18 protein-coding genes and 3 tRNA genes are annotated in these 24003 nt (G+C 37.5%); 14 read left to right on the top strand and 7 right to left on the bottom strand.

From position 1 onward, the window contains the following. Positions 1–105: 105 nt before the first annotated feature. The 3 genes from AC0L3W_RS01365 to lolB all read right to left on the bottom strand — a co-directional run bounded on the left by AC0L3W_RS01365 (position 106) and on the right by lolB (position 2605). Entirely contained in the window at positions 106–1053 is a 948-nt protein-coding gene (locus tag AC0L3W_RS01365) for a ribose-phosphate pyrophosphokinase (RefSeq protein WP_290041575.1), read from the bottom strand. A 76-nt stretch (positions 1054–1129) separates the two neighbouring features. After that, positions 1130–1984, bottom strand: a complete 855-nt coding sequence (gene ispE, locus AC0L3W_RS01370) for a 4-(cytidine 5'-diphospho)-2-C-methyl-D-erythritol kinase (RefSeq protein ID WP_409439849.1) — start codon at positions 1982–1984, stop codon at positions 1130–1132. Positions 1985–1993: 9 nt separating this feature from the next. Then, complete coding sequence (gene lolB / locus AC0L3W_RS01375; RefSeq protein ID WP_290041571.1) at positions 1994–2605, bottom strand: lipoprotein insertase outer membrane protein LolB; 612 nt, start codon at positions 2603–2605, stop codon at positions 1994–1996. Positions 2606–3015: 410 nt separating this feature from the next. Between lolB and AC0L3W_RS01380 the strand changes: the two genes are divergently transcribed. Then, entirely contained in the window at positions 3016–4887 is a 1872-nt protein-coding gene (locus tag AC0L3W_RS01380) for a sensor domain-containing phosphodiesterase (protein ID WP_409439848.1), read from the top strand. Positions 4888–5141: 254 nt separating this feature from the next. On the opposite strand, the gene recN is transcribed toward AC0L3W_RS01380, so the two are convergent. After that, the gene (gene recN / locus AC0L3W_RS01385) at positions 5142–6821 is read right to left on the bottom strand and encodes a DNA repair protein RecN (RefSeq protein WP_290041567.1); all 1680 of its coding nucleotides are present in this window, start codon (positions 6819–6821) and stop codon (positions 5142–5144) included. Between the two features lie 151 nt (positions 6822–6972). Beyond that, positions 6973–7872 carry an NAD(+) kinase gene (gene nadK, locus AC0L3W_RS01390; RefSeq protein WP_290041565.1) on the bottom strand — a complete coding sequence of 300 codons (900 nt, stop codon included), beginning with the start codon at positions 7870–7872 and terminating at the stop codon, positions 6973–6975. A 140-nt stretch (positions 7873–8012) separates the two neighbouring features. Here nadK and grpE point away from each other — a divergent pair, with 140 nt between their 5' ends. The 10 genes from grpE (at position 8013) to AC0L3W_RS01440 (ending at position 17587) form a co-directional block, all read left to right on the top strand. Then, a complete protein-coding gene (gene grpE, locus AC0L3W_RS01395; RefSeq protein WP_290041563.1) occupies positions 8013–8606 on the top strand; it encodes a nucleotide exchange factor GrpE in 594 nt (197 codons plus the stop codon). A 324-nt stretch (positions 8607–8930) separates the two neighbouring features. Continuing rightward, positions 8931–10847 carry a molecular chaperone DnaK gene (gene dnaK, locus AC0L3W_RS01400; protein WP_290041561.1) on the top strand — a complete coding sequence of 639 codons (1917 nt, stop codon included), beginning with the start codon at positions 8931–8933 and terminating at the stop codon, positions 10845–10847. Between the two features lie 161 nt (positions 10848–11008). Further along, positions 11009–12133 (top strand): molecular chaperone DnaJ, encoded by a 1125-nt coding sequence (gene dnaJ / locus AC0L3W_RS01405; protein WP_290041559.1) that lies wholly within the window; start codon positions 11009–11011, stop codon positions 12131–12133. Positions 12134–12545: 412 nt separating this feature from the next. Beyond that, positions 12546–13190 (top strand): UvrY/SirA/GacA family response regulator transcription factor, encoded by a 645-nt coding sequence (gene uvrY / locus AC0L3W_RS01410; protein WP_333383182.1) that lies wholly within the window; start codon positions 12546–12548, stop codon positions 13188–13190. A gap of 71 nt (positions 13191–13261) precedes the next feature. After that, positions 13262–15094: an excinuclease ABC subunit UvrC gene (gene uvrC / locus AC0L3W_RS01415; RefSeq protein WP_290041555.1), complete on the top strand. Its 1833-nt coding sequence runs from the start codon at positions 13262–13264 to the stop codon at positions 15092–15094. A gap of 166 nt (positions 15095–15260) precedes the next feature. After that, positions 15261–15824 (top strand): CDP-diacylglycerol--glycerol-3-phosphate 3-phosphatidyltransferase, encoded by a 564-nt coding sequence (gene pgsA, locus AC0L3W_RS01420; protein ID WP_290041553.1) that lies wholly within the window; start codon positions 15261–15263, stop codon positions 15822–15824. 171 nt (positions 15825–15995) lie between these two features. Then, a tRNA-Gly gene (locus AC0L3W_RS01425) sits at positions 15996–16071 on the top strand. 8 nt (positions 16072–16079) lie between these two features. Next, positions 16080–16153, top strand: a tRNA-Cys gene (locus AC0L3W_RS01430). 11 nt (positions 16154–16164) lie between these two features. After that, a tRNA-Leu gene (locus AC0L3W_RS01435) sits at positions 16165–16250 on the top strand. Between the two features lie 638 nt (positions 16251–16888). Then, on the top strand, positions 16889–17587 hold the full coding sequence (locus AC0L3W_RS01440) for a PEP-CTERM sorting domain-containing protein (protein ID WP_409439847.1): 699 nt from the start codon (positions 16889–16891) through the stop codon (positions 17585–17587). Between the two features lie 116 nt (positions 17588–17703). On the opposite strand, the gene AC0L3W_RS01445 is transcribed toward AC0L3W_RS01440, so the two are convergent. Continuing rightward, the gene (locus AC0L3W_RS01445) at positions 17704–18576 is read right to left on the bottom strand and encodes a DMT family transporter (protein WP_409440388.1); all 873 of its coding nucleotides are present in this window, start codon (positions 18574–18576) and stop codon (positions 17704–17706) included. Positions 18577–18793: 217 nt separating this feature from the next. Continuing rightward, positions 18794–19399: a multifunctional acyl-CoA thioesterase I/protease I/lysophospholipase L1 gene (gene tesA, locus AC0L3W_RS01450; protein WP_290041548.1), complete on the bottom strand. Its 606-nt coding sequence runs from the start codon at positions 19397–19399 to the stop codon at positions 18794–18796. On the opposite strand from tesA, the gene AC0L3W_RS01455 reads away from it, so the two are divergent. The 3 genes from AC0L3W_RS01455 (at position 19398) to rpsO (ending at position 23066) form a co-directional block, all read left to right on the top strand. Next, complete coding sequence (locus tag AC0L3W_RS01455) at positions 19398–20084, top strand: ABC transporter ATP-binding protein (RefSeq protein WP_290041546.1); 687 nt, start codon at positions 19398–19400, stop codon at positions 20082–20084. The genes tesA and AC0L3W_RS01455 overlap by 2 nt on opposite strands. Continuing rightward, the gene (locus tag AC0L3W_RS01460; protein WP_409439846.1) at positions 20081–22495 is read left to right on the top strand and encodes an ABC transporter permease; all 2415 of its coding nucleotides are present in this window, start codon (positions 20081–20083) and stop codon (positions 22493–22495) included. Before AC0L3W_RS01455 ends, AC0L3W_RS01460 begins: the two co-directional genes overlap by 4 nt. Before the next feature lie 301 nt (positions 22496–22796). After that, positions 22797–23066 carry a 30S ribosomal protein S15 gene (rpsO, locus tag AC0L3W_RS01465; RefSeq protein ID WP_028870486.1) on the top strand — a complete coding sequence of 90 codons (270 nt, stop codon included), beginning with the start codon at positions 22797–22799 and terminating at the stop codon, positions 23064–23066. The last annotated feature ends 937 nt before the right edge of the window (positions 23067–24003 follow it).

Below are 24003 nucleotides of genomic sequence, written 5' to 3' on the forward strand. Positions count from 1 at the left end.
GTAAGTTGTTTTGTACAAATTAAATACGAAAAAAAAGCGCTTATTTCTGAGAAATAAACGCTTTTCTAAAAACTCACTAAGACCTTATAGCTATCTTATTGTTTTTTAGTAATGAAACATCGCTGAAATAGATTCTTCATTACTTACACGACGAATTGCTTCAGCCAGCATGCCACTTAATGTGAGTTGCTTCACTTTACCTGTCGCCATAATTTCATCTGTTAATGGAATTGAATCCGTTACGATGAACTCATCAATCACAGAGTTTTTGATATTTTCTAATGCAGAACCAGAGAATACTGCATGAGTTGCGTAAGCATAGACAGATAAAGCACCACGCTCTTTAAGAGCCGCTGCTGCTTGGCATAATGTACCGCCAGTATCGATCATGTCATCAACAATGATACAGTTACGGCCTTCAACGTCACCGATTAAGTGCATTACTTGTGCAACATTTGCTTTAGGGCGACGTTTATCAATGATTGCCAGATCTGCATCATCTAATAGTTTAGCGTGTGCTCGAGCACGAACTACACCACCGATATCTGGTGATACAATCATTGGGTTTTCTAATTTTTTCTCTAACATATCTTCAAGTAGTACAGAGCTACCGAATACGTTATCAACAGGTACATCAAAGAAACCTTGGATTTGTTCTGCGTGTAAATCGACAGTCATAACGCGGTCAACACCTACGTTAGATAGGAAATCAGCGACTACTTTTGCAGTGATCGGAACACGACTTGAGCGTACACGTCGATCTTGACGAGCATAACCAAAGTAAGGGATTACCGCTGTAATTCGTCCTGCTGAAGCACGACGAAGTGCATCAATCATTACGATTAGTTCCATTAAGTTGTCGTTAGTTGGAGCACAAGTCGATTGCACGATGAAAATATCATCACCACGAACATTTTCATTAATTTGAACATGTATCTCACCATCACTAAAACGGCCTACATCAGCACTTCCTAATTTGATGAAAAGACGATCAGCAATTTTTTGGGCTAAATCGGGTGTAGCGTTACCTGCAAATAATTTCATGTTTGGCACTATGAGGACCTCTGTCATCCTGTTGATTTGGCTAATGGCAATTTGCCATTAACAAGTGTGATTAATCCAAAATCAATTAATCTAGTTTGGTAGTTAATAATTCACGTAATGGTGAAATATTTACGCCTTTAGTGGTGAAGCAATTTAACCAACTTGGCGATTTTTTTGCTAATAATTCAGCATCATCAGCGTGTTCAAATGTACTAAAAACACATGCACCTGTTCCGGTCATTTGAGTCGGAGCGTATTCTAGCAACCAGTCGATAGTCTTAGCAACCTCGGGATAATTTTTTTTAACACAAGGTTGGCAGTCATTTGTCCATTTATTGCTCATAAGTTGTTCATGTGAAAGCTTTTTTGTGTCTCTTTTTAAAGATGGATTTTTAAATACGTCGGGCGTGGAAATATGGCAACTAGGTACTGCAATAAGATAGTAAGGTTGCGCAGGGGAAACTGCTGTCAGTTTTTCACCAACGCCTTCGGCAATAGCGGCTTTTCCATGCACAAAAATTGGCACATCAGCACCCAATTTAACACCTAGGGCTGCTAAGGTTTGATCGCTTAAGTTAAGTTGCCAATGATAATTTAAAGCAACCAAAGTGGTGGCTGCATCCGATGAACCGCCTCCTAATCCTCCCCCCATAGGTAGATTCTTTTCTAATTCGATATGTGCACCAAGGGAGCAGTGTGTGTGCTCTTGAAGTAAACGAGCTGCTCTATAAATAAGATTGCTTTCGAGTGGTACGCCTTGAATTTCTGGCGTTATGGTGATTTTTCCACTTTTATTTGCGCTAATGGTTAAGAAGTCGCAGTGCTCAATAAATTGAAATAGGGTTTGTAAATTATGGTAACCATCAGAGCGTTGTCCAGTGATATATAAAAATAGGTTTAGTTTCGCTGGTGCTGGCCAACGAATTTTTTCAATATGCATGATGAAACTCTATTGTTGTTGGGTATTCCATTGGCTAACCGCTATTTTAAGTTTGATATCATCGCGATTAAGGTCAATTTTTCGAGGTAGATAAAAGCCGGAAAAGTCTTGGTATTGTTGATATCTAATTTCCCATTGATTGCCACTGCTATCTGTACCCAATAAGTTACTCACTTGTTGTTGATCATTAAGTTGATAAGGAGCCTTTTCCGGGTTGCCTTTGATCCACTGTTGCAATGCTTGAATGGGGAGATCAAGCCCTGGAGCAAGCTGTTTAATTAAAGCATTTGTATCTTGCCCTGTATAAATTTGGTCGTCATTATCAATAATTTCAACACCTTGTTCATTTTTAGTGATTTGCAAAATTCGAGTGCCGATGAAAGTCGTTAATTGAATGGCATAATTATCACCTTGTTGTCGCCAGTAAATATTTGCTGTTTGGCGCTCTGATTCAAGGAAAATAGCCAACTTACCCGTTAAGATCCAATCATCCAGTTGTTGTAACTGTTTTTGGTGTTGTTGCCATGTAAGGTTGCTTGGCACGCTAATATCTTCTGATGTATTGAATTGCGAACACCCTGTTAAGGTGATCATTAAGAGTAGTGTTACTATTTTTTTCATTATTTAAAGCCTATCTATACAAATGCCCTCAATATAGCAAAATATTTTATTGATAGCTTTTATTCAGCAGTAAAAACCTAACAAATATATCTTGAGTGAGGTAATAAGAAATACTGGTAGTTTATAGAGAAATGAATGGACTAATTTAATTCTTCTACTATTTTAATAGGTATCATTTTCACCATTTATTTGAATTTTGTAAAAATATGGCTATAAAGTCACTTATCAAGTAAATAAAATTACTCTTTAGGAGTAATTTTGTGTCAATCATAAGCTGAATCGTTATAAACTATGTTGATTAAAAGAAAAGTAAAATTTTAACTCGTTCACTGATTTATTTATATGAAGCATATCTTTTTACTGTTTCTTTCAAAATATTAAAAGATGAAGGTTGATTAAGGGTTATTGCCATGGACTTATTGGATAAATTTTTAACTTTACAGCAATCTTTAACAAAGCTTGGAGTGGAAAATAGTGATCCAGAAAAAGATGATTCTGAATGTCGAATAAAGGCTATATTAAAATCTTGTTGTGAATTGTTAAATGTTGCTCGTGCTAGTGTGTGGTTATTTAATAACAATAAAAGTAGCATTATTTGTCAGTTTCTCTATATCAAAAAGAATGACCTATTTGAAAGTGGGTTACAAATTGCAGAATCTTCTTGTCCTATGTATTTTAAGTCATTGAATACAAGCAGAGTCATCAACGCAGATAATGCTCGAACCGATCTGAGAACTAAAGAGTTTTTAGAAGGTTACCTCACCCCACTTAATATTATGTCAATGCTAGATGCACCAATCTTTAAAGATGGCCAGTTATCTGGCGTATTGTGTATTGAGCAAACAGAGACATTCCAGTATTGGGATATGGCTGAAATATCCTATGCTGTTTCAGTAGCGGACTGTATCTCATTGGTATATGCCCAATCTAAATGGCTTTCTGAAAAACAAAGAATACGTTACATGGAAAGAGTGGATCCATTAACCTGTTTGGAGAATCGTCTATTTTTTCAAAAAAGGATAGCCCAGAATATTGAACACTCATCGCTCAATGATAAATGTGCGGTTATATTAATAGGTTTAGATCAGTTTACTGGTATCAATAAGCGTTTTAGTTACGACTTCGCTAATAAATTATTGTGTGAAATAGCTCGTCGTTTAGAATCTATCTCAGCTAGTTCACCCTATAGTTTATCGCGAGTCGGTGGTGACTTATTTGCTTTGTGGTTAATTAATTTTAAGGAGCAAAACGAATTAGAGAGTGTGATATTAAAGATCCAAGCACAATTTACCGATGAATTTAAAACCTTTACTAATGAAGTCATTAACTTAACTGCTAGTCTGGGCGTATATAGTTGTTATATAAAAGAGTTAGTAGATAAAGATCCTCTACGTAAAGCCGAAATTGCTATGTTAAAAGCTAAAAATGCAGGTAACGGCACAATCTCTTATTTCAACCCAGTATGGTTAATCGAGTATCAAGAGGAAGCGTCACTAGAGCATGAATTTGTTGATGCCTTAAATAATGGTGACATCGTTCCCTTCTATCAGCCTATTGTAAAACAAGATTATCAGAGTTCTGGTTTTGCACTGGAAGCGTTAGTACGTTGGATACATCCAACTAAGGGGATTATTTCACCTTATATTATTTTACCTATTGCAAAGCGATTAGGGTTAATGGGGGAGTTAGGCAATGCTATATTTGAGCAAACCTGTACTGATATTAATGGATTTTTAAATGCAGGATTAGACCTACAGAGGATATCCGTCAATATTTCTTCCGAACAACTTTTTTCTTCTCAGTTAGTAAATAAAATTGATGACTGTTTAAAAGCACATCAAGTTGCAGCCTCTTTAGTTGAGTTTGAAATAGTAGAAGAGTTGATGGCAGGGGACTTTCAAGTGTTATCAACACAAATAGAAAAGCTAACTGACTTAGGTATTCAATTATCGATTGATGACTTTGGTACAGGCTATTCCTCACTTTCTCGCTTAAAGAACTTAAATGTTTCTAAACTAAAAATAGATAAGTCCTTTGTTGATGGTTTACCAAATGGAGAGGAAGATATCTGTATTGTTAAATCTATTATTGGTCTGGCTAAAGGAATGGGCTTAGATTTGGTAGCAGAAGGGGTTGAAACACAAGAGCAAGCTAATTGGTTATTTGAAAATGGTTGTGACTATTTACAGGGGTATTTAATTTCTAAGCCGATACATGCAACAGATATTATTAAGCTAATGTCGCAAAAGAATCACTTTTTTAATGTGGAAAATAGACCTTAAGAGAAGGGCTTTAGTTTGTTAATAAATGAATTGAAATAGTCTTTTTTATCTTGGCTTACTCTGTAAATACTTATTATTCCTATTGCCATTAGGGCCATGCTTAGCATTACTGGGCTTTAATTAGCAATAAGCTCTATTACAAGTAATGCTAACCAAATTTATCTGTAATCTTAATCATTTTCTTATATCAATTATCAACATGTTAAGTCTCTCATTATAGCCTGGAGACTTAACTGCAACTTGTTTCAATATTCTCAAACAATTAATAGCTCTTTCGCATTTGCTAAAGTGTGCTCTGTAATACTGTCGCCACCCAACAGTCTTGCTAATTCTCGAATACGCTGTGTTTCATCTAATAACTGCATATTGGTGTTAGTACTTTTACCGTCACTTTGCTTATTCACTATCATTTGTTGATGACCATTGCCTGCTACTTGTGGTAAATGCGTTACACAGAATATTTGTGTGCTTTCCCCTAGTTGACGTAATAGGTTACCAACAACAGCAGCCGTTGCACCACTAATACCCACATCCACTTCATCAAAGATTAAGGTAGGAGTGGAAACACGTTGACTGATGATCACTTGAATGGCTAAACTAATGCGCGATAGCTCACCACCAGATGCTACCTTTCCTAAATTTTGTAAACCTTGCCCTGCATTTGCTGCAACTTGAAATTCGATTCCGTCAATGCCTAATGGGCTCAGGCTATCACTTTCATGTTGTGTCATCACAACTTCGAACTGGCCATCTTCCATATTCAATTTTTGGATGCTTTTAGTAATCTTTTTACTTAACTCTTTAGCGTAACGTTGACGGCTTTGGCTAAGTTTTTGAGCATGTTTAACGTAATCTTGTTTTGCTGTATTTAACTCTGCAGTGAGTTGTTCAATTTGTGCTTCACTGTTATTGAGTTGTTGATACTCTTTACTTAATTTTTGATGAAAATCATACAGCAGTTCAGGTTGTACTTGGTGTTTTCTAGATAATGTCATCGCCTCACTTAAGCGTGATTCAAGCTGCTCAAATTGTTCTGGATCTAGCTCCAGTTTTTCGCTGTATTGGCGTAATTCATAACCCGCTTCTTCTACCTGGATGACTGCTTCTTGTAATGCACTAACAATTGGCTCTAGTTGGTTATCATGTTGAACCTGTGACTCTAGTAGAGAAATACTTTTTTGTAATAAAGTGAGTGCATCCACCTCATCGGAATCAGCTAATAAGTTTAAACTTACTTGGGTACTTTCTAATAATGCACCACTGTTTGCTAATTTTTTATGCTCACTTTCAATTTCACTGAATTCACCTTCACCTAGTGCAAATTCATCTAGCTCAATAATTTGGTACTCGAGTAATTGTTTACGCGCTTGTTTTTCTTGTTGGCTTAATTGTTGTTGCTGTAACTGCTTTTTGAGAAAGTGACAGCCTTGATAAGTGTCTTTTACCTTTTGCAGTAATTGCTGGTGATTTGCATATTCGTCAATAATGGATAACTGTATATCAGTGCGTAATAAACTTTGGTGTGCATGTTGCCCATGTATATTAACTAATAACTGTCCTAAGCTTTTTAGTTGTGACAAAGGAACTGGAACGGCATTAATATAAGCACGAGAACGGCCTTCGCGGGTGATTACGCGGCGTAACAAGCATTCATTCGGATTATCACTCAGAGTATTTTCAAGGTCGTTGTTTTTTAACCAAGCTAAAGCATTAGGCGTATCAATTAAGTTAAAGCGTGCACTGACTTCTGCTTTATCAGTGCCTTGTCTAATCATGCTTGCATCAGCACGAGCGCCAAGACATAGCCCTAATGCATCGATAGCAATGGATTTACCCGCACCTGTTTCACCTGTAATAGTGGTCATACCTTGGTGGAAATCAAGTTCTAAGAATTTTACGATGGCAAAGTGCTGAACAGTTAATTGGCTTAGCATAAAATGGTTATCCTATGATGATATTAACAACGACAAAACTACTGTTTAAAAAAACAGTTTAGTACTGTTTATTTAAACAGTAAAGTGCTGTTTATCTTTTTTATGCTAATTATTTCATTTTATGCTGATTGCTCAATCACTTGGTGAGTGCCTAGAAAAGCTTGTTACCCCAACCAAATTTAGTGTGTAGTACATGGAAATAGTTGTAATTTTGTGGGTGTAATAAGGTTAACTGGTGCTTCGTTTTTTTTATAATCACTTCATCACCAGGTAATACAGACAAGTTTACATGGCTATCACAGCTGATTTGCATCTCTGTAACATTGCTTTGTGCCACTTTTAAGCGCACTGTACTATTAGCGTCAATTACAATCGGGCGGCTATTTAAAGTATGGGGAAACATGGGTAATAAGCTGATCGCATCCAGTTTCGGTGTCAGAATTGGGCCACCACCGGATAATGAATAAGCTGTAGAACCAGTTGGTGTTGATAAAATTAAACCATCGGCACGTTGATTGATCATGAAATTATCATTTACATAGATTTCAAATTCAATCATGTGAGCAATTTTATCTGGATGTAATACTGCTTCGTTAACTGCGGTACTGCTGCTTCTTAGATGTCCATGACTGTATACTTGTGCTTCTAGTAAAAAGCGATGCTCAGTTTGGTAGGTACCTTCTAATACTTCACTTAATGGCTTTTCAAAGTCATCTGGATCTAAGTCAGTTAAAAACCCTAGGTTACCTCTATTTACTCCAATAACCGGTAGATCAAATCGGGCTAATACTCTCGCGGCACCTAACATGTAACCATCACCACCAACGACAATGGCTAAATCACATTTTTGACCGATGCCCACTAAATCTTCGTGACGAACTTCTGGTAACTGTAGATCATCGGCAAGACGAATATCGATGATAATTGCATGGCCACGTGCCTTCAGAAAAAAGTACAGACTAGTAAGGGTTTGTAACGCTTCACTATGTTGAGGTTTACCAATGAGTCCAATGGTTTTAAATTGACTTTGTTTCTGATTGTCTTGCGTCATAAAATACATACTCGATAAAATGTGATGAATTTCAGTATACCTCTTAAAAATGTTTTTATTAACAGCCTTGAAACTATTATTACTATCCCCATAATAGAGCGTATATTATTGACCAAAATAAAATTAAGTAGGATTGAGCTATGAGCGAAGAACAGAAAAACACAGTTGAAGAAGCAATTGAAACGGTTTTAGGTGAGGAAGCTGTTGAACAAGAAGCGGTAGAAGGCACTCTTGAAACAGGCGATGAGCAATCAGCTTTAATTGAAGAGTTAACTAAAAAGCTAGCTGCAGCTGAAGAAGAGATTAAAGAGCAGAAAGATTTAGTGATCCGTGCTCAAGCTTTTTCTCAAAACGAAATCCGTAAAGCGGGTATCGATGCAGAAAACCGCCGTAAATCAGTACTAAAAACGTTTGCGAATGCGTTAACACCTGTAGTTGATCACCTTGAGTTAGCAATTCAACATGCAGATAAAGAGAATGAAACACTCAAACCTATGGTTGATGGTGTAGAAATGACCTTAACTGAGTTACTAAAAGCAATCTCAAGCATTGGTATTCAACAAATTGACCCTATGGGGGAAACATTAAACCCAGAAAAGCATCAAGCAATGAGCATGCAAGTGGTTGAAGGCGTTCCAGCTAACCAAGTTGTTGCTGTAATGCAAAAAGGTTACGAATTAAGTGGCGGTCAAATTATTCGTCCGGCAATGGTTGTTGTGTCAAAAGAGGCATAGTTCTCAACATCAACATGACTTAATTAATCTGTTGATTGATTATTAAAAGGCACTTCGGTGCCTTTTTTGTATTTACAGGAATGTAAGGAAATCGGTTTTAGGGAGGTATATTCACCAAGCCATTAATAATAGACGCATAAAGGGCAAGATAATTCGCTGAACTGGCTCACCTTTTGAAATTAATTTTAAAAAAAATGATTTTTTTTGCTTGTTGCCCTTGAAACCTAAAAATAGCCCCTTATATATGAAGTATGAAACGGACACTGCAATGCTGCAGAGAGTCAACTAAACAAATAAAACATTAATAAATGTGGAGAAAGTAAAATGGGTAAAATTATTGGTATTGATTTAGGTACTACAAATTCATGTGTTTCTGTACTGGATGGTGATGTAGCTAAAATCATTGAAAACGCAGAAGGTGAACGTACTACTCCTTCAATCATTGCTTACACAGACGGCGAAACTCTAGTAGGTCAACCTGCTAAACGTCAATCTGTTACTAACCCAACAAACACTTTGTTTGCAATCAAACGTCTTATCGGTCGTCGTTTTGAAGATGAAGAAGTACAACGTGATATTAAAATCATGCCTTACAAAATTGTTAAAGCTGACAATGGCGATGCATGGGTTGAAGCACACGGTGAGAAAATGGCTCCACCGCAAATCTCTGCTGAAATTCTTAAAAAAATGAAGAAAACAGCTGAAGATTACTTAGGTGAGAAAGTATCTGGTGCAGTAATCACAGTACCTGCTTACTTTAACGATGCACAACGTCAAGCAACTAAAGATGCTGGTCGTATCGCTGGTCTTGATGTTAAACGTATCATCAATGAGCCTACAGCTGCTGCATTTGCTTACGGTGTTAACAATACTAAAGGTGATAGCACTGTTGCTGTATACGATTTAGGTGGTGGTACTTTCGATATCTCAATCATTGAAATTGATGAAGTAGATGGCGAGAAAACATTTGAAGTATTAGCTACAAACGGTGACACACACTTAGGTGGTGAAGATTTCGATAACCGTTTAATCAATTACATCGTTAAAGAATTTGAAAAAGAGCAAAGCTTCGATCTAACTAAAGATCCACTAGCAATGCAACGTGTTAAAGAAGCTGCTGAAAAAGCAAAAATTGAGCTTTCTTCTGCACAACAAACAGATATCAACCTGCCATACATCACAGCTGATGCATCAGGTCCTAAACACTTAAACATCAAAGTAACGCGTTCTAAACTAGAGTCTCTAGTTGAAGATATGGTTAAAGCAACACTTGAGCCATTACGCATTGCACTTAAAGATGCTGACCTTTCTGTTGGTGACATCGATGATGTTATCTTAGTAGGTGGTCAAACACGTATGCCATTAGTACAAGCTGCTGTTGCAGAGTTCTTTGGTAAAGCTGCACGTAAAGACGTTAACCCAGATGAAGCGGTTGCAATGGGGGCTGCGATTCAAGGTGCTGTACTTTCAGGTGACAAAACTGACGTTCTACTATTAGACGTTACACCGTTATCTTTAGGTATCGAAACAATGGGTGGCGTATTAACGAAAGTTATCGAGAAAAATACAACTATCCCAACGAAACAGTCACAAACATTCTCAACAGCTGAAGATAACCAAAGTGCGGTAACAATCCACATTCTTCAAGGTGAGCGTAAGCGTGCTGCAGACAACAAGTCTCTAGGTCAATTTAACTTAGAAGGTATTCGTGCAGCTACTCGTGGTACGCCACAAATCGAAGTAACTTTCGATATGGATGCGGACGGTATCTTACATGTATCTGCTAAAGATAAAGATACAAACCAAGAGCAAAAAATTACTATCAAATCAAGCTCAGGTCTATCTGACGAAGAGATTGAAAAAATGGTAAATGATGCTGAAGCGAATGCTGATGCGGATAAGAAATTTGAAGAAGTAGTAACAGCTCGTAACCAAGCAGATGCGATGGTTCATGGTACTAAGAAACAAATTGAAGAAGCAGGTGATGCATTACCAGCTGATGAGAAAGAGAAAATTGAAGCTGCAATTGCTGAAGTTGAAACTGCAAGCAAAGGCGAAGATAAAGCTGAAATCGAAGCTAAAACTCAAGCCTTAGCTGAAGCTTCTCAAAAACTAATGGAAATTGCTCAACAAAAAGCACAAGCAGGCGAAGCCGGTGAAGCACAGCCAGAAGCTGAAGCTAAACAAGATGATGACATCGTTGATGCTGAATTTGAAGAAGTAAAAGACGAGAAAAAATAATTGGGTAACCCCTAATTAGCAGTATCGTATCAGCTCGCGGGTTATGGATTTATCTATAATCCGCGCGTTTGTTTTGAACAATACCAATTTCAACAACATGAAGCGCCTCAATAACGGAATCTGAGTTGAACTGGGTATAAAAAAAGGTTTGAGAACTGACCATGTCTAAACGTGATTGTTATGAAGTACTTGGTATCGGCCAAGATGCTACAGAGAAAGAGATTAAAAAGGCTTATAAACGCCTGGCGATGAAGTACCACCCAGACCGTACTAAAGGTGATACTGCGCTAGAAGAAAAATTCAAGGAAGTAAAAGAAGCTTACGAAATTCTTAGCGATCCTCAAAAAAGAGCAGCATTTGACCAATACGGTCATGATGGCGTTAATCAACAAGGCCATGGCGGCGGCGGTGGTTTCGGCGGTGGCGGTTTTGACGATATATTCGGAGATATCTTTGGCGGTGGTCGTCGTGGTGGTGGCCAACGTGCACAGCAGGGCTCTGATCTACGCTACAACATGGAGCTGACTTTAGAAGAGGCTGTTAAAGGTATCTCTAAAGAGATCCAAATTCCAACGTTAGTGCATTGTGAACAGTGTAATGGTTCGGGTGCTAAAAAAGGCACTGATAGTAAAACCTGTGGTACTTGTCATGGCCAAGGCCAAGTACAAATGCGCCAAGGTTTCTTTGCTGTTAATCAGACATGTCCAACCTGTCGTGGTAAAGGTAAAATCATTACAGATCCATGTAACAAGTGTCATGGTGAAGGTCGTTACGAGCGCAGTAAAACATTATCAGTTAAGATTCCTGCTGGGGTTGATACGGGCGACCGCATCCGCTTAAGTGGTGAAGGTGAAGCTGGAGAGCACGGTGCACCTGCTGGTGATTTATATGTGCAAATGAATGTACGTCCACACGATGTATTTGAGCGTGATGGTAACGACTTATATTGCGAAGTGCCAATTAGCTTTACAGAAGCTGCATTAGGTGGCGAAATCGAAGTCCCTACTTTAGATGGGCGCGTAAAATTAAAAATACCAGCAGAAACACAAACGGGTCGTATGTTCCGTATGCGTAATAAAGGTGTTCAATCGGTACGTAGTCATTCTACTGGTGACTTGATGTGTAAAGTAACTGTGGAAACACCTGTGAAACTTTCTATCAAGCAAAAAGAGTTATTAAAGGAGTTTGAAAACTCTCTGTGTTCAAGCAGTAGTAAAAAACATAAACCTAAGTCAGAAGGTTTTTTGAATAGCTTAAAAACATTTTTTGACGATATCAGTAAATAATATCGGTCATATTTGAATGTAATCGATACTATTTTTCGTATTTTTAAAAAAGGTCACTTTCGAGTGACCTTTTTTTTTGTATTTTATTGGAAATAGTTTGCTATGATGTCGCGCTAGCTAAATTGTATTATGAAAGATAAATGCTTTAAATTTGCATTTTTATTCATTTCATATGCATTGTAAGCATAAAAACTGGCAGAGAGTGGCAATAGTTTACTCTGGCTCTATAAGTGAGATAAAAAATTAGGTAGAGTTGCTCGTTGCAAAATTGATGCTCAACAATATTAGTAAGTTATTCAGGATATTATGTTTGTTAACAAAGTACATGAACAACAGAAAGTGGCAGTATCAAACATATTAGTATTAACCTGTTTAATTTATGAGTTAAATTTTACTCATACGGAGAAGTTTAGTGATAAATATCCTGCTGGTCGATGACCATGAATTAGTACGTACAGGGATAAGCCGTATCATTGATGATGTTCGAGGCATGAAAGTAATTGGCGAAGCTGAAAGCGGAGAAGAAGCTGTAAAGTGGTGCCGTAGTAATGAACCAGACGTAATTTTAATGGATATTAATATGCCTGGTATCGGTGGATTGGATGCAATGAATAAGATTTTACGTATCAACGAAGATATTAAAATCATTATGTTAACCATGCATACTGAAAATCCATTTCCAACAAAAGTAATGCAAGCAGGTGCTGCTGGTTACCTCAGCAAAGCAGCTTGCCCAGAGGAAGTATTAAATGCGATCCGTGCGGTTAATTCAGGGCAGCGTTATTTAACGCCTGAAATTGCACAACAGATGGCATTATCACAACTTGCACCAAGCAACGAAGATCCATTCCGAGTGTTATCGGAGCGTGAGTTGCAGATCATGATTATGATCACTAAGGGGCAACGTGTTGTCGATATATCTGAGCAATTAAGTTTAAGCTCTAAAACGGTAAACAGCTACCGTTACCGTTTATTTGATAAATTAGGGGTTCAGGGAGATGTTGAATTAACACATCTTGCCATCCGTTACGGCATGTTAGATGCTGATACGCTTTAAACTTTCCATTTTGAAATGATATATTAGGCATCTATTTAGATGCCTTTTTATTATATGCAGTGATCTCACTTATGACTAAATTCGATTCAGACGCTTTTCTAAAAACCGTGACCACCGAACCTGGTGTATATCGGATGTTTGACGATAAAGATGAAATTATCTATATCGGGAAAGCTAAAAACCTTAAAAAACGTCTGAGCAGTTATTTTAGCCTGACTCAAAAGCATCCTAAAACCCTAGCTTTAGTTAGTCATATTGTACGTATCGAAGTGACGATTACGCATACAGAAACCGAAGCTTTGATTCTTGAACACAACTTCATCAAGCAACACAAGCCTAAATACAATGTTTTACTGCGCGATGATAAATCTTATCCTTATCTATTCTTAAGTGACCATAAGCACCCGCAGTTGACCTTAGTTCGCTCACAAAACAAAAAACGTAAAGGCACCTATTTTGGCCCTTATCCAAGTGGCGGTGCAGTTCGTGAAAGCTTGCATTTAATGCAGAAATTATTTCCTATCCGTCAATGTGAAGATAGTTATTATAAAAATCGTTCTCGACCTTGTTTGCAGTACCAACTAAAACGTTGTTTAGGACCTTGTGTTAATGCAATGCCTGAACAGGAATATACACACCAAGTTGAGTTGGCGACGGCATTTTTGCAGGGCAAAAGCCAAGGTGTTATTGAGCAACTAGTAACCGAGATGGAAGATGCTAGTGTAAGTCTAGAGTTTGAAAAAGCCGCGGTAAGGCGAGATCAAATTCAATCCTTGAAAAAAGTACAAGAACAACAATGGGTGAGTGGTGAGGTAGAGCAGCTAGATGTATTAGGTTTTGCTTATCAACATGGTGTCGCCAGTATTCACATGTTGTTTATTCGACAAGGTCGAGTGTTAGGCAGTCGTAATTACTTTCCTAAGGTACCTAAAAACTCGACTCAAGAAGAGGTGTTAAGTAGCTTTTTAAGCCAATTCTATTTATCGGGCCAAAATGGCCGAGCTATACCACGAGAAATACTGTTAACCGATGACTTTGCAGACCGTGAAATATTCGAAGAATTATTTTCGGAGCACAGTGGTTATAAAACTAAATTAAAAATAGTAATGCGTGGTGAGCGTTTACGCTTTACTAAGTTAGCTAAAACCAATGCTACAGTCGCGTTAAGCACGCATTTAAGCCAACAGAAGTCGATTCTACAACGTTATAACCTCCTAGAAGAAAAGCTAGAGTTAACTTCTCCTATTCAACGTATGGAGTGTTATGACATCTCTCATATGATGGGCGAAAAAACCGTAGCGTCTTGTGTTGTGTTTAATCGAGAAGGCGCCAAAAAATCTGATTACCGTCGCTTTAATATCACCGGTATCACACCCGGCGATGATTATGCTGCAATGGGACAAGTTTTAGCTCGCCGATTTAAAGACGTGCAAACTGCAGAAACCACTCCTGATATCATTTTTATCGATGGCGGGTTAGGGCAGTTAAGCCAGGCAGAGACTATTATTAGCTCTTTAGAGCATAATTTTCCTGAGAAGTACCCATTACTTATTGGTATTGCCAAAGGCGTTGCCCGTAAAGCAGGTGAAGAAACATTAATACTTGCTGATAGTCATGAAATATTAGAAGTTGAAAGTGACTCTCCGGCATTACACCTTATTCAACAAATTCGTGATGAGTCACATCGCTTTGCGATTATGGGACATAGACAGCAGCGAGATAAAGTTAGACGTACGAGTACGTTAGAAGGGATTGCTGGCGTTGGCGCGAAACGCCGGCAAATGTTGCTAAACCACTTTGGGGGCTTACAAGGTGTGAAGTCGGCGAGTATTGATGAATTATGTAAATTAAATGGTATTAGTAAAAGTTTAGCTGAAACTATTCATGAAGCTTTACATCATTAATCACATTTAAAAGCTGGTTTTAAATAATCATCGGCTAATAAAATATAAATTATATTTCTCATAACAAGTAGTGAGTTCATTTTATTACTTATTTTATGAGTTAAGCATTTGCAAAAGCTAAGCATAAAGTGCCAAAATAAGCAGGCATAGCCTAAAGGATATATCAATGCTTAACATACCAAATATACTAACCTCTTTTCGAATTTTATTAATCCCAGTTTTTGTCATTATTTACTATCTTCCAAGTGTATGGGCAGCTGCTGCCGCTGCATTTGTATTTTGGTTAGCAGGTGTCACAGATTGGCTCGATGGCTACTTGGCACGTCGTTTAAATCAACAAACACCGTTTGGTGCCTTTTTAGATCCCGTTGCCGATAAAATAATGGTTGCCGTTGCATTGGTGATGATTGTTGAGCATTACGCTGTTATTTGGATCACTATCCCCGCGATGGTGATGATTTGTCGAGAAATTATTATTTCTGCTCTGCGTGAGTGGATGGCTGAATTAGGGGAACGAGGCATTGTTGCCGTTTCTTGGATTGGTAAAGTGAAAACCGCATCACAAATGTTAGCGTTATTTTTATTAATATGGCAATACTCTGTGGCAATGGAGTGGGCTGGTTTTGCATTCTTGTATATTGCAACAGCATTAACTCTTTGGTCTATGATCGTTTATTTAAAAGCAGCTTGGCCATTACTAAAAAAAGGTAATGAAGTAAAAGGTGATTAATTTCACTTATATTGATGAATATCTCGCCGCTTAGGCTAAAAAAGCGGCGAACAGAGTAAAAGAAGTAAAAAAGTCGATAAATAGTATTGACTCATTGTGAAGAATCATTAGAATGCGCACACATCGAGAGGGGAAACAGTTACTGCTTCTTCTTGAGATAAGCATAGTGATGCGGTACTAGCTCAGTTGGTAGAGCACAACCTTGCCAAGGTTGGGGTCACGAGTTCGAGTCTCGTGTACCGCTCCAAATGTTTTGGCGGAATGGCAGAGTGGCCATGCAGTGGATTGCAAATCCATCCACCTCGGTTCGACTCCGGGTTCCGCCTCCATTATAGAATTTGCCCGGGTGGTGAAATCGGTAGACACAACGGATTTAAAATCCGTCGCTTAATAGGCGTGCCAGTTCAAGTCTGGCTCCGGGCACCAATTCTATAAATAAACCAGCTTTAGGCTGGTTTTTTTATGCCTAAAATTTGAGTTAAATAGTGCTAAACTTGTTTTCCTCCTAGTCCCTTATTACTTCAAAAATTATTTACTTGCATTTACTTTGAACACCATTAGCAGCTAGCAGTATTTTTATTTGAAATATACGTTCAATTCAATTTATACCCGTAACATTAAATAATGTGATCTAAATTTTCTCAGAAAAATAACTTCGTTAATAATCTATCGGAGAATAAAAATATTCATTCTTTAATAGTTGTTCTATCTACTAAAATTACAATAAAGAAATAAGTATTTTAACAAGTAAAATAGATAAGCTCATTAATGTAACTGGTATTACCTCACCCTTGGCTAGTTGAGCTTTGATCTGTGCATTAAAGTAATTATTGTTTTCTATTGTAAGATTAATTAGGTAATTTATTATTTATAAAGGGATAATTGTCGGTTTTTTTTACATCCATTTATAGGTACTTATTTCTTTTTTTGTATCTAATTGAAACTAAAGAGGTATTAATTTTGGCATAGATTGTGCTTTGTTTAGTCATTAAATAAATATTAATGGATTAGCCTAAGTGAAACCAATATTGGTTAGGTTAGGTAAGTAGCAAAAGGAATAATTTATGATCAATTCAAAGAAACTGTTAACAACTATTTCAGCAGGCTTATGCTTAATGTCTGCATTTATCTCACCAAGTACACAAGCAACTGTTATTAGTTCTTCACCAGATACTATTGTGAGTGTTTCTGCTGATGGCGATGAGAATTCGGTAGGTACAGTTAACAGCGGGTCTTTAAGCAGTTCTGAGTTAATTGTACGTGAGCGTAAAAATACCTCTCAAGAATCATTACGTATTGCTACTTTTTTTGACTTTGACTTAAGTTACCTAACGGCAAGCGATGTTAATAATAATGCCTTTTCTGCTGTATTCAGCATCGATTTTGTTTCTACTGTCAATAATAAAAACGCAATGGGTGTATTGTTAGGTGAAGTAGAAAGTGCTTGGACTGATACTGCAGGCTCTTTACCATTATACGAATGGGCTGACTTATCAACTAACCAAACAACAGTGGTTAATAACGTTAAAACAGCGTCATTTGATACTTATACGTTAGATGTAACAAGCACGATTCAAGATTGGATAAATGGTGTGTCGGATAATTACGGCTTTGTATTATTTGCAGATTCAACAGTTTATCAAGGTGCTGGTTTTAATAACGCTTCATTAGTCGTTAACGTACCCGCTCCTTCAACTATTGCTATTTTCGGATTAGCGTTAGTAGGATTATCATTAGCCCGTAAAGCTAAAAAACAGTCTTAACTAGACAAGTTTACTTTATTGAAAAAGCACTGATCATTAAGGTCAGTGCTTTTTTGTTTTACAAATACTAGAAATATTTGTAATGGGGATTGTCGACTTTTCCATTATCTGTGACATTAATTTTTTTTCTGAATAAATAAACCAACAATAATTAATATGAGTCCAATAATCGTTGCCGGATAGATAGTCTCTCCAATAATAAAGTTGAGTAATAATAGAGAAACAAAAGGCGAGATAAAAATAAGATTACTGATCTTACTGGTACTTTCCGCATATTTAAGTGCTGTTAGCCAAGCTACAAAAGCTAAGCCCATTTCAAATAATCCAATGTAGGTCGCACCTAACCAACCTTGCCAAGAAGTCATGGTTATGTCGTCAAATATAATGACAGAGACTAAGATCATCGGCAAACTACACAGGAAGCATAGTGACAAAGAGGCGATAGGATCTGCATCATTCTTGCTATTAAATATCCAATAGCAAGCCCATAAAATAGTACTTAATAAAGCTAAGCCAACACCTAAAGGGCTTACAAAATCGAGAGTTAATAAGTCGCCCTTAGTAGCAATAATTAATGCACCCAGATACCCCAAAGTAATCGCTATTATGTCATTCCTACGTAGTTTTTGCCCTAATACTGGTACCGCTAATAGGGATAAAGTAATGGCCCAAGTGTAATTGAGTGATTGCGCTTGTTGTGCAGGTAGTAGGTCATAAGCTTGAAACAATAGGGAGTAATATAAAAATGGATTGATTGCGCCCATCAGTAGGTAAAAGTATGGGGCTTTTAAAAAACTCTCTTTTAATAAGTTAATTTTACCTTGTTGGTAGCAAATAATTAACAATACTAAGCTACTCACTAAACTTGCCACTAACAGCATTTGTAAGGCACTAAAATAGATAAGTGTGACTTTAAATGCAGTAGCAACGGTAGACCACATAAGCACAGCTAATAGAGCAAAAAGAGTCGCTGTTTTTTGATTTTTAATCATCCTTGATCCCCGCGAAGGTGAGTGTCGTATCTATTGGTTATATTATTTTTTTGTATTTTTGACTAGATTAAGTTTTTGATCTTAAATCTAAAATCTTTTGTAGGCTAGTTATTTTATTTTCATTCACTTTAAAGTGAAATTATTCAGATAGTAGGACGGTCGATTAATACTGTTACCGAAAAAGTAACTGTATTAATCTATTTTATATTGCAGGTTATTTGATTATTTTACCAAGTTCTGTCGCAATAAACTCTGCGATCCAGCTTTGCGCTTTAACATTAGGATGTAAACCATCATTTTGCATCCATTCTGGTTTTGTGATGACTTGCTCTAAATAAAATGGCATTAATGGAGTGTCTGTTTGTTCACTTAACCTTGGGTAGATGTCTGCAAAGGCTTGCCCATAACGTTTTCCATAATTTGTTGGGACACGAATTTGCATTAATATCGGTTTAGCATTTTGCGCTTTTATTGTTTCAATTATCGCATTTAAATTTTTACTAATAATCGTTGGAGAAAATCCACGTAATCCATCATTAGCCCCTAATTCAACTAATACATAATCGGGTTGATGTGTTGTTAATAGACCTGGTAATCGTGCGAGACCATTACCACTTGTATCGCCAGAAATACTGGCATTTATTACATTAATTTTTTGATTTTGCGCGCTGAGCTGTTCTGGTAATAATACAGGCCAGCTTTCTTCAACTGGTATTTTATACCCGGCGCTTAGGCTATCTCCAACAATTAGTAACGTGTTACTGTTGGCTGCAGATGAAAAAATAAGCAACGAAAATATTAAGGAAACGAGTTTAATCATGAGTCAATCCATTATAAATGTTGAAAATATTACTAAATCGGTGATTAGTAATGATAACGAACTGTCTATCCTAAAGGGGATCTCCTTTAACATCAATGAAGGAGAGTCTGTTGCTATTATGGGAACGTCTGGTGCGGGTAAATCAACCATGATGAGTCTATTAGCTGGATTAGATCTGCCAAGCTCAGGTTCAATCAGTCTACTGGGCTCAATTATTTCCGATATGGATGATGAACAACGAGCTAAAATGCGAAGTGAATCAATCGGGTTCGTTTTCCAAAACTTTTTACTGATACCTTCATTGAATGCATTGCAGAACGTTACTTTGCCGATGTTATTACGTGGCAACGAAGATCAAGAAGATAATGAACGTAAAGCAAAAAAATTACTAGCAGAGGTAGGTTTATCTGGACGAGAAACTCATTTACCAACCCAGTTATCTGGTGGTGAGCAACAACGTGTCGCATTAGCTCGCGCTTTTGTTACCCAGCCTAAAGTCTTATTTGCTGATGAACCTACTGGAAATTTAGACCAAAAAACGGCAAAGACCATTGTTGAGCTGCTATTTGCGATGAACAAAGAGCAGGGGACAACATTAGTACTAGTGACACATGATCCTGAACTGGCGAAAAGGTGCCAACGTACTTTAATTATGAATGCAGGCCAATGTCAGGAAAGCGCATGAAAACAAACAAAATGATAATTAGCTGGAGCTGGCGAGAGATCTGGTCTGGTCAGTTATGGCCTGTGATGGTCGCGTTAACCTTGATCATTGCTTGTGTTGTTGCCTTATCAACTTTAGCGTTACGTGTTGAAAAGGTCATGACCAATCAAGGACGTGATCTGTTAGCTGCAGACTTAGTACTAAGATCTTCTAATCCTATTCCCGAATTATTAGTAGAAAAAGCGCAAGATGCTGGTTTAACTATTTCATCTCAAAGTCGTTTTCAAACCATGGCGTTTAGTGATGAAAAATTACAGCTAGTCACGGTGAAAAGTGTTGAAAGCAGTTATCCATTGCGTGGTTCATTAACCCTTAGAGATGCAAATCAATCGGCTAAAAACCAAGTCAAAGCCGGTGAATTATGGCTTTCTCCTCGTTTATTTTCAATCTTAGAAAGTAAGGTGGGAGACATCATTGCCATTGGTGATGCCGAACTCCCGATCACTGGTGTGATAGAAGAAGAACCAGAGTTAGCTTACAACCCATTTAACAGCATCCCTAATGTGTTTATTCATAGTAGCGATCTAGATAAAACCGGGGCGATTCAGATCGGCAGCCGTGTACGTTACCGCTTGTTTATTAATGGAGACCCCACTGCATTAGCTGCTTTTCAAGAAAGTTATGAATTACAGCCTGGAGAGTCGTGGGTCGACCAAAATAGAGAAAGTCGTGCCGTACGCTTAATGGATAAAGCCAAGCAATATTTATCTCTCACCATTTTAATGGTGATATTGATGGCTGCGGTGACGCTTATTTTAACTTGTCTACATTATGTACGAAACCGCAGTGAAACTGTGTCGATGTTAAAAAGTATGGGCTCAAGTCGTGCATGGTTACGCACTTGGTTAACCACACAAGTGTTGATCATGTTTATTAGTGCATTTGTGGTTGGTAGCACATTAGGGCTGTTACTAGAATATTTATTACGAGTACCTTTGGCGGATATTCTCCCTCAGGAGTTACCTAATGTAGGTGTGCAACCTTTCTTATTCGCTTTGGGTGTTGCACTGTGCATCGGATTACCGGCGTTATTGATTCCATTAACACGTTTATTGGATGCGCCTGCGATTAATGTTATTCAAAAGCAATCTGTAACATACAGTAAAACGAGCTGGTGGTTATTGTTACTTCCTTTCACTGCGTTAGTCGTGTTTTATGGTGGTAATAAATTAGTATGGATGGTGTTAATCGGTTTATTAGTGCTATTTGTTGTGTTGGCTGGCTTGAGTTATGGTTTTTTACAGTTATTGAGCAAGCTAAAGTGGGGAGCCGCCTTTAGTCTTGCTTTAAGTCGTATCAGCCGCTCGCCAAAAAATAGCATGATGCAGCTCGCTGCTTTATCTGGTTCATTGATGTTAGTCGCATTGATTTGGTTGGTGAAAAGCGATTTGTTGGGGGATTGGCAGCAAACCCTAGCACCTGATGCACCTAATGTATTCTCTATTAATATTAGCCCAGAACAACAGCAAGATTACTTACAAGAGCTGGATAAATCAGGGTTACCACACAGCGATGCTTTTGCCATCATTCGTGGACGTATTACTAAAATAAAAGGTCAGGAAACTAACGAGTTAGCTGCTTACCAAGATCCAGAAGTGCGCATCTTAAAACGAGAAGTAAACTTTACATGGATGGATCAGCTTCCTATTTATAACGAGGTGGTTGCTGGTGATTGGACCGGTGAAAAAACCGTATCGGTAGAACAAGAAGTAGCTGAAGAGCTGGGTTTACAAATTGGCGATACGATGACTTTTGAAGTCAATAGTCAGCCTTTTACTGCTACGGTTAATTCATTAAGAGCGGTAGAGTGGCAAAGCTTAAAACCTAACTTTGTATTTATTTTTAGTAAGGATGCTGTCGCTAATTTACCGTCTACTTGGATGGTTAGTTTCAGAGCGGAAGAAGATCAAACTCCTTTGGTTAATGAATTAGCGCGAGCTTACCCAACTGTTACCTTATTGGATTTACGTACCATGGCGACTAAGGTGCAAAGTCTGCTAAGACAAATATCTTGGTCATTAACTGGATTGGCTGCATTAGGCGTAGTGGCAGGTATTCTCTTAATTTTTACTTTATTACGTTTGAGCTTAAGCGAACGTAAAAGAGAGATAACGCTTTACCGCACACTAGGAGCAAGTAAAAAACGCATTAGCCACACATTATGGGCCGAGTATGGATTATTGGCGTTAAGTGGAGGTTTTGTTGCTGCGATTGCTGCAGAAGTCATTTTATCTGCATTAATGATTTGGGGATTCGAGCTATCACCACAGTGGCATCCAAGTATGTTTATTGTACTGCCGGTACTGGCTATGATTGTGGTATTCGTTAGCTTACGCTCAGTGATTAAAAGCTTAATGAAACCATTACGTTAAGTGCTTCAAGATTAGCTATAAATAAATACGGTTTTTACTTTTGTAAAAGCCGTTTTTTATTACCAGTAATCAAATGTTTGATAATAATGGTCATGACGAGTGTGTCTATTTTGATTTGCTTTAGATACTTGTTTGAGTAGAGGAATAGTAGCGGATAAATAACCTGTAAATAACCGCTTTTGTAGTTGCACAGAAGACTAAAAGTCCGTAAACTTCGGCCTTCACTTTATCGCTGAATTAGTGATCGGCGATAATAATTAAAATAGGTTATCCACATAACCGCAAAATATCGGAGTACGTTATGTCACTAAGTGCAGAACAGAAAGCTGAGATTGTAGCAAAATTTGGTCGCGCAGAAGGCGATACTGGTTCACCTGAAGTTCAAGTTGCATTGTACACAGTACAAATCAACCACCTTCAAGGTCACTTCAAAGAGCACATCCATGATCACCACAGCCGTCGTGGTCTACTACGCATGGTTAGTCAACGTCGTAAATTACTTGACTACTTAAAGCGTAAAAATGTTGCAGCTTACACAGCATTAATTGCAGAATTAGGTTTACGTCGTTAATTCGATTTCAAACTTAATTTCAAAAAGAGCCTAAGGGCTCTTTTTTTGTATCTATTGAATAGTGCTATTGCTATCCATGTAGTTTTTTAACGATTATTAATCGCAGAATTAGGTTTAGTCGACTATATAAAACCCGCGACCCCAAACTTAATGTCAAAAAGAGCCTAAGGGCTCTTTTTTTGTTTGTGGGCTTTAAAAATTAATATTCACAAGTAAAAATGTTGCAGCGAGTAATAAACGGCATTAATCGCAGAATTAGGTTTACGTCGTCTATATAAAACCCGCGACTCCAACTTAATGTCACAAAGAGCTTAAGGGCTCTTTTTTTTGTGGGCTTTAAAAATTAATACTCACAAGTGAAAATATTGCAGCGAGTAATAAACGGCATTAATCGCAGAATTAGGTTTACGTCGTCTATATAAAACCCGCGACCTCAAACTTAATGTCAAAAAGAGCCTAAGGGCTCTTTTTTTGTTTGTGGGCTTTAAAAATTAATACTCACAAGTAAAAATGTTGCAGCGAGTAATAAACGGCATTAATCGCAGAATTAGGTTTAGTCGACTATATAAAACCCGCGACCCCAACTTAATGTCACAAAGAGCCTAAGGGCTCTTTTTTTGTGGGTTTTAAAAATTAATACTCACAAGTAAAAATATTGCAGCGAGTAATAAACAGCATTAATCGCAGAATTAGGTTTAGTCGACTATATAAAACCCGCGACCTCAAACTTAATGTCAAAAAGAGCCTAAGGACTCTTTTTTGTGGCTGTTGAAAATGAGTTTACAGATAGATTTGTTTATTCATTTTTTTCTGTTTATTAGTTCGCTTTGATTTATTTCTCTTAACTGAGCAAGTAAATGGTAATAAATCTCATTTAAAAACCATTTATTCACTCTTTGCTATTGTTAAATTGATATTATTCATATATTTATAGTAC

This window comes from Psychromonas sp. KJ10-5, from assembly GCF_055808325.1.

What these genes read in the sequence shown, in the direction of transcription:
- AC0L3W_RS01460 (WP_409439846.1), top strand. Translation starts at nt 20,081, where the DNA reads ATGAAAACAAACAAAATGATAATTAGCTGGAGCTGGCGAGAGATCTGG.
- recN (WP_290041567.1), bottom strand. Translation starts at nt 6,821, where the DNA reads ATGCTAAGCCAATTAACTGTTCAGCACTTTGCCATCGTAAAATTCTTA.
- dnaK (WP_290041561.1), top strand. Translation starts at nt 8,931, where the DNA reads ATGGGTAAAATTATTGGTATTGATTTAGGTACTACAAATTCATGTGTT.
- ispE (WP_409439849.1), bottom strand. Translation starts at nt 1,984, where the DNA reads ATGCATATTGAAAAAATTCGTTGGCCAGCACCAGCGAAACTAAACCTA.
- rpsO (WP_028870486.1), top strand. Translation starts at nt 22,797, where the DNA reads ATGTCACTAAGTGCAGAACAGAAAGCTGAGATTGTAGCAAAATTTGGT.
- nadK (WP_290041565.1), bottom strand. Translation starts at nt 7,872, where the DNA reads ATGACGCAAGACAATCAGAAACAAAGTCAATTTAAAACCATTGGACTC.
- dnaJ (WP_290041559.1), top strand. Translation starts at nt 11,009, where the DNA reads ATGTCTAAACGTGATTGTTATGAAGTACTTGGTATCGGCCAAGATGCT.
- uvrC (WP_290041555.1), top strand. Translation starts at nt 13,262, where the DNA reads ATGACTAAATTCGATTCAGACGCTTTTCTAAAAACCGTGACCACCGAA.
- tesA (WP_290041548.1), bottom strand. Translation starts at nt 19,399, where the DNA reads ATGATTAAACTCGTTTCCTTAATATTTTCGTTGCTTATTTTTTCATCT.
- lolB (WP_290041571.1), bottom strand. Translation starts at nt 2,605, where the DNA reads ATGAAAAAAATAGTAACACTACTCTTAATGATCACCTTAACAGGGTGT.
- AC0L3W_RS01455 (WP_290041546.1), top strand. Translation starts at nt 19,398, where the DNA reads ATGAGTCAATCCATTATAAATGTTGAAAATATTACTAAATCGGTGATT.
- AC0L3W_RS01440 (WP_409439847.1), top strand. Translation starts at nt 16,889, where the DNA reads ATGATCAATTCAAAGAAACTGTTAACAACTATTTCAGCAGGCTTATGC.
- pgsA (WP_290041553.1), top strand. Translation starts at nt 15,261, where the DNA reads ATGCTTAACATACCAAATATACTAACCTCTTTTCGAATTTTATTAATC.
- grpE (WP_290041563.1), top strand. Translation starts at nt 8,013, where the DNA reads ATGAGCGAAGAACAGAAAAACACAGTTGAAGAAGCAATTGAAACGGTT.
- AC0L3W_RS01380 (WP_409439848.1), top strand. Translation starts at nt 3,016, where the DNA reads ATGGACTTATTGGATAAATTTTTAACTTTACAGCAATCTTTAACAAAG.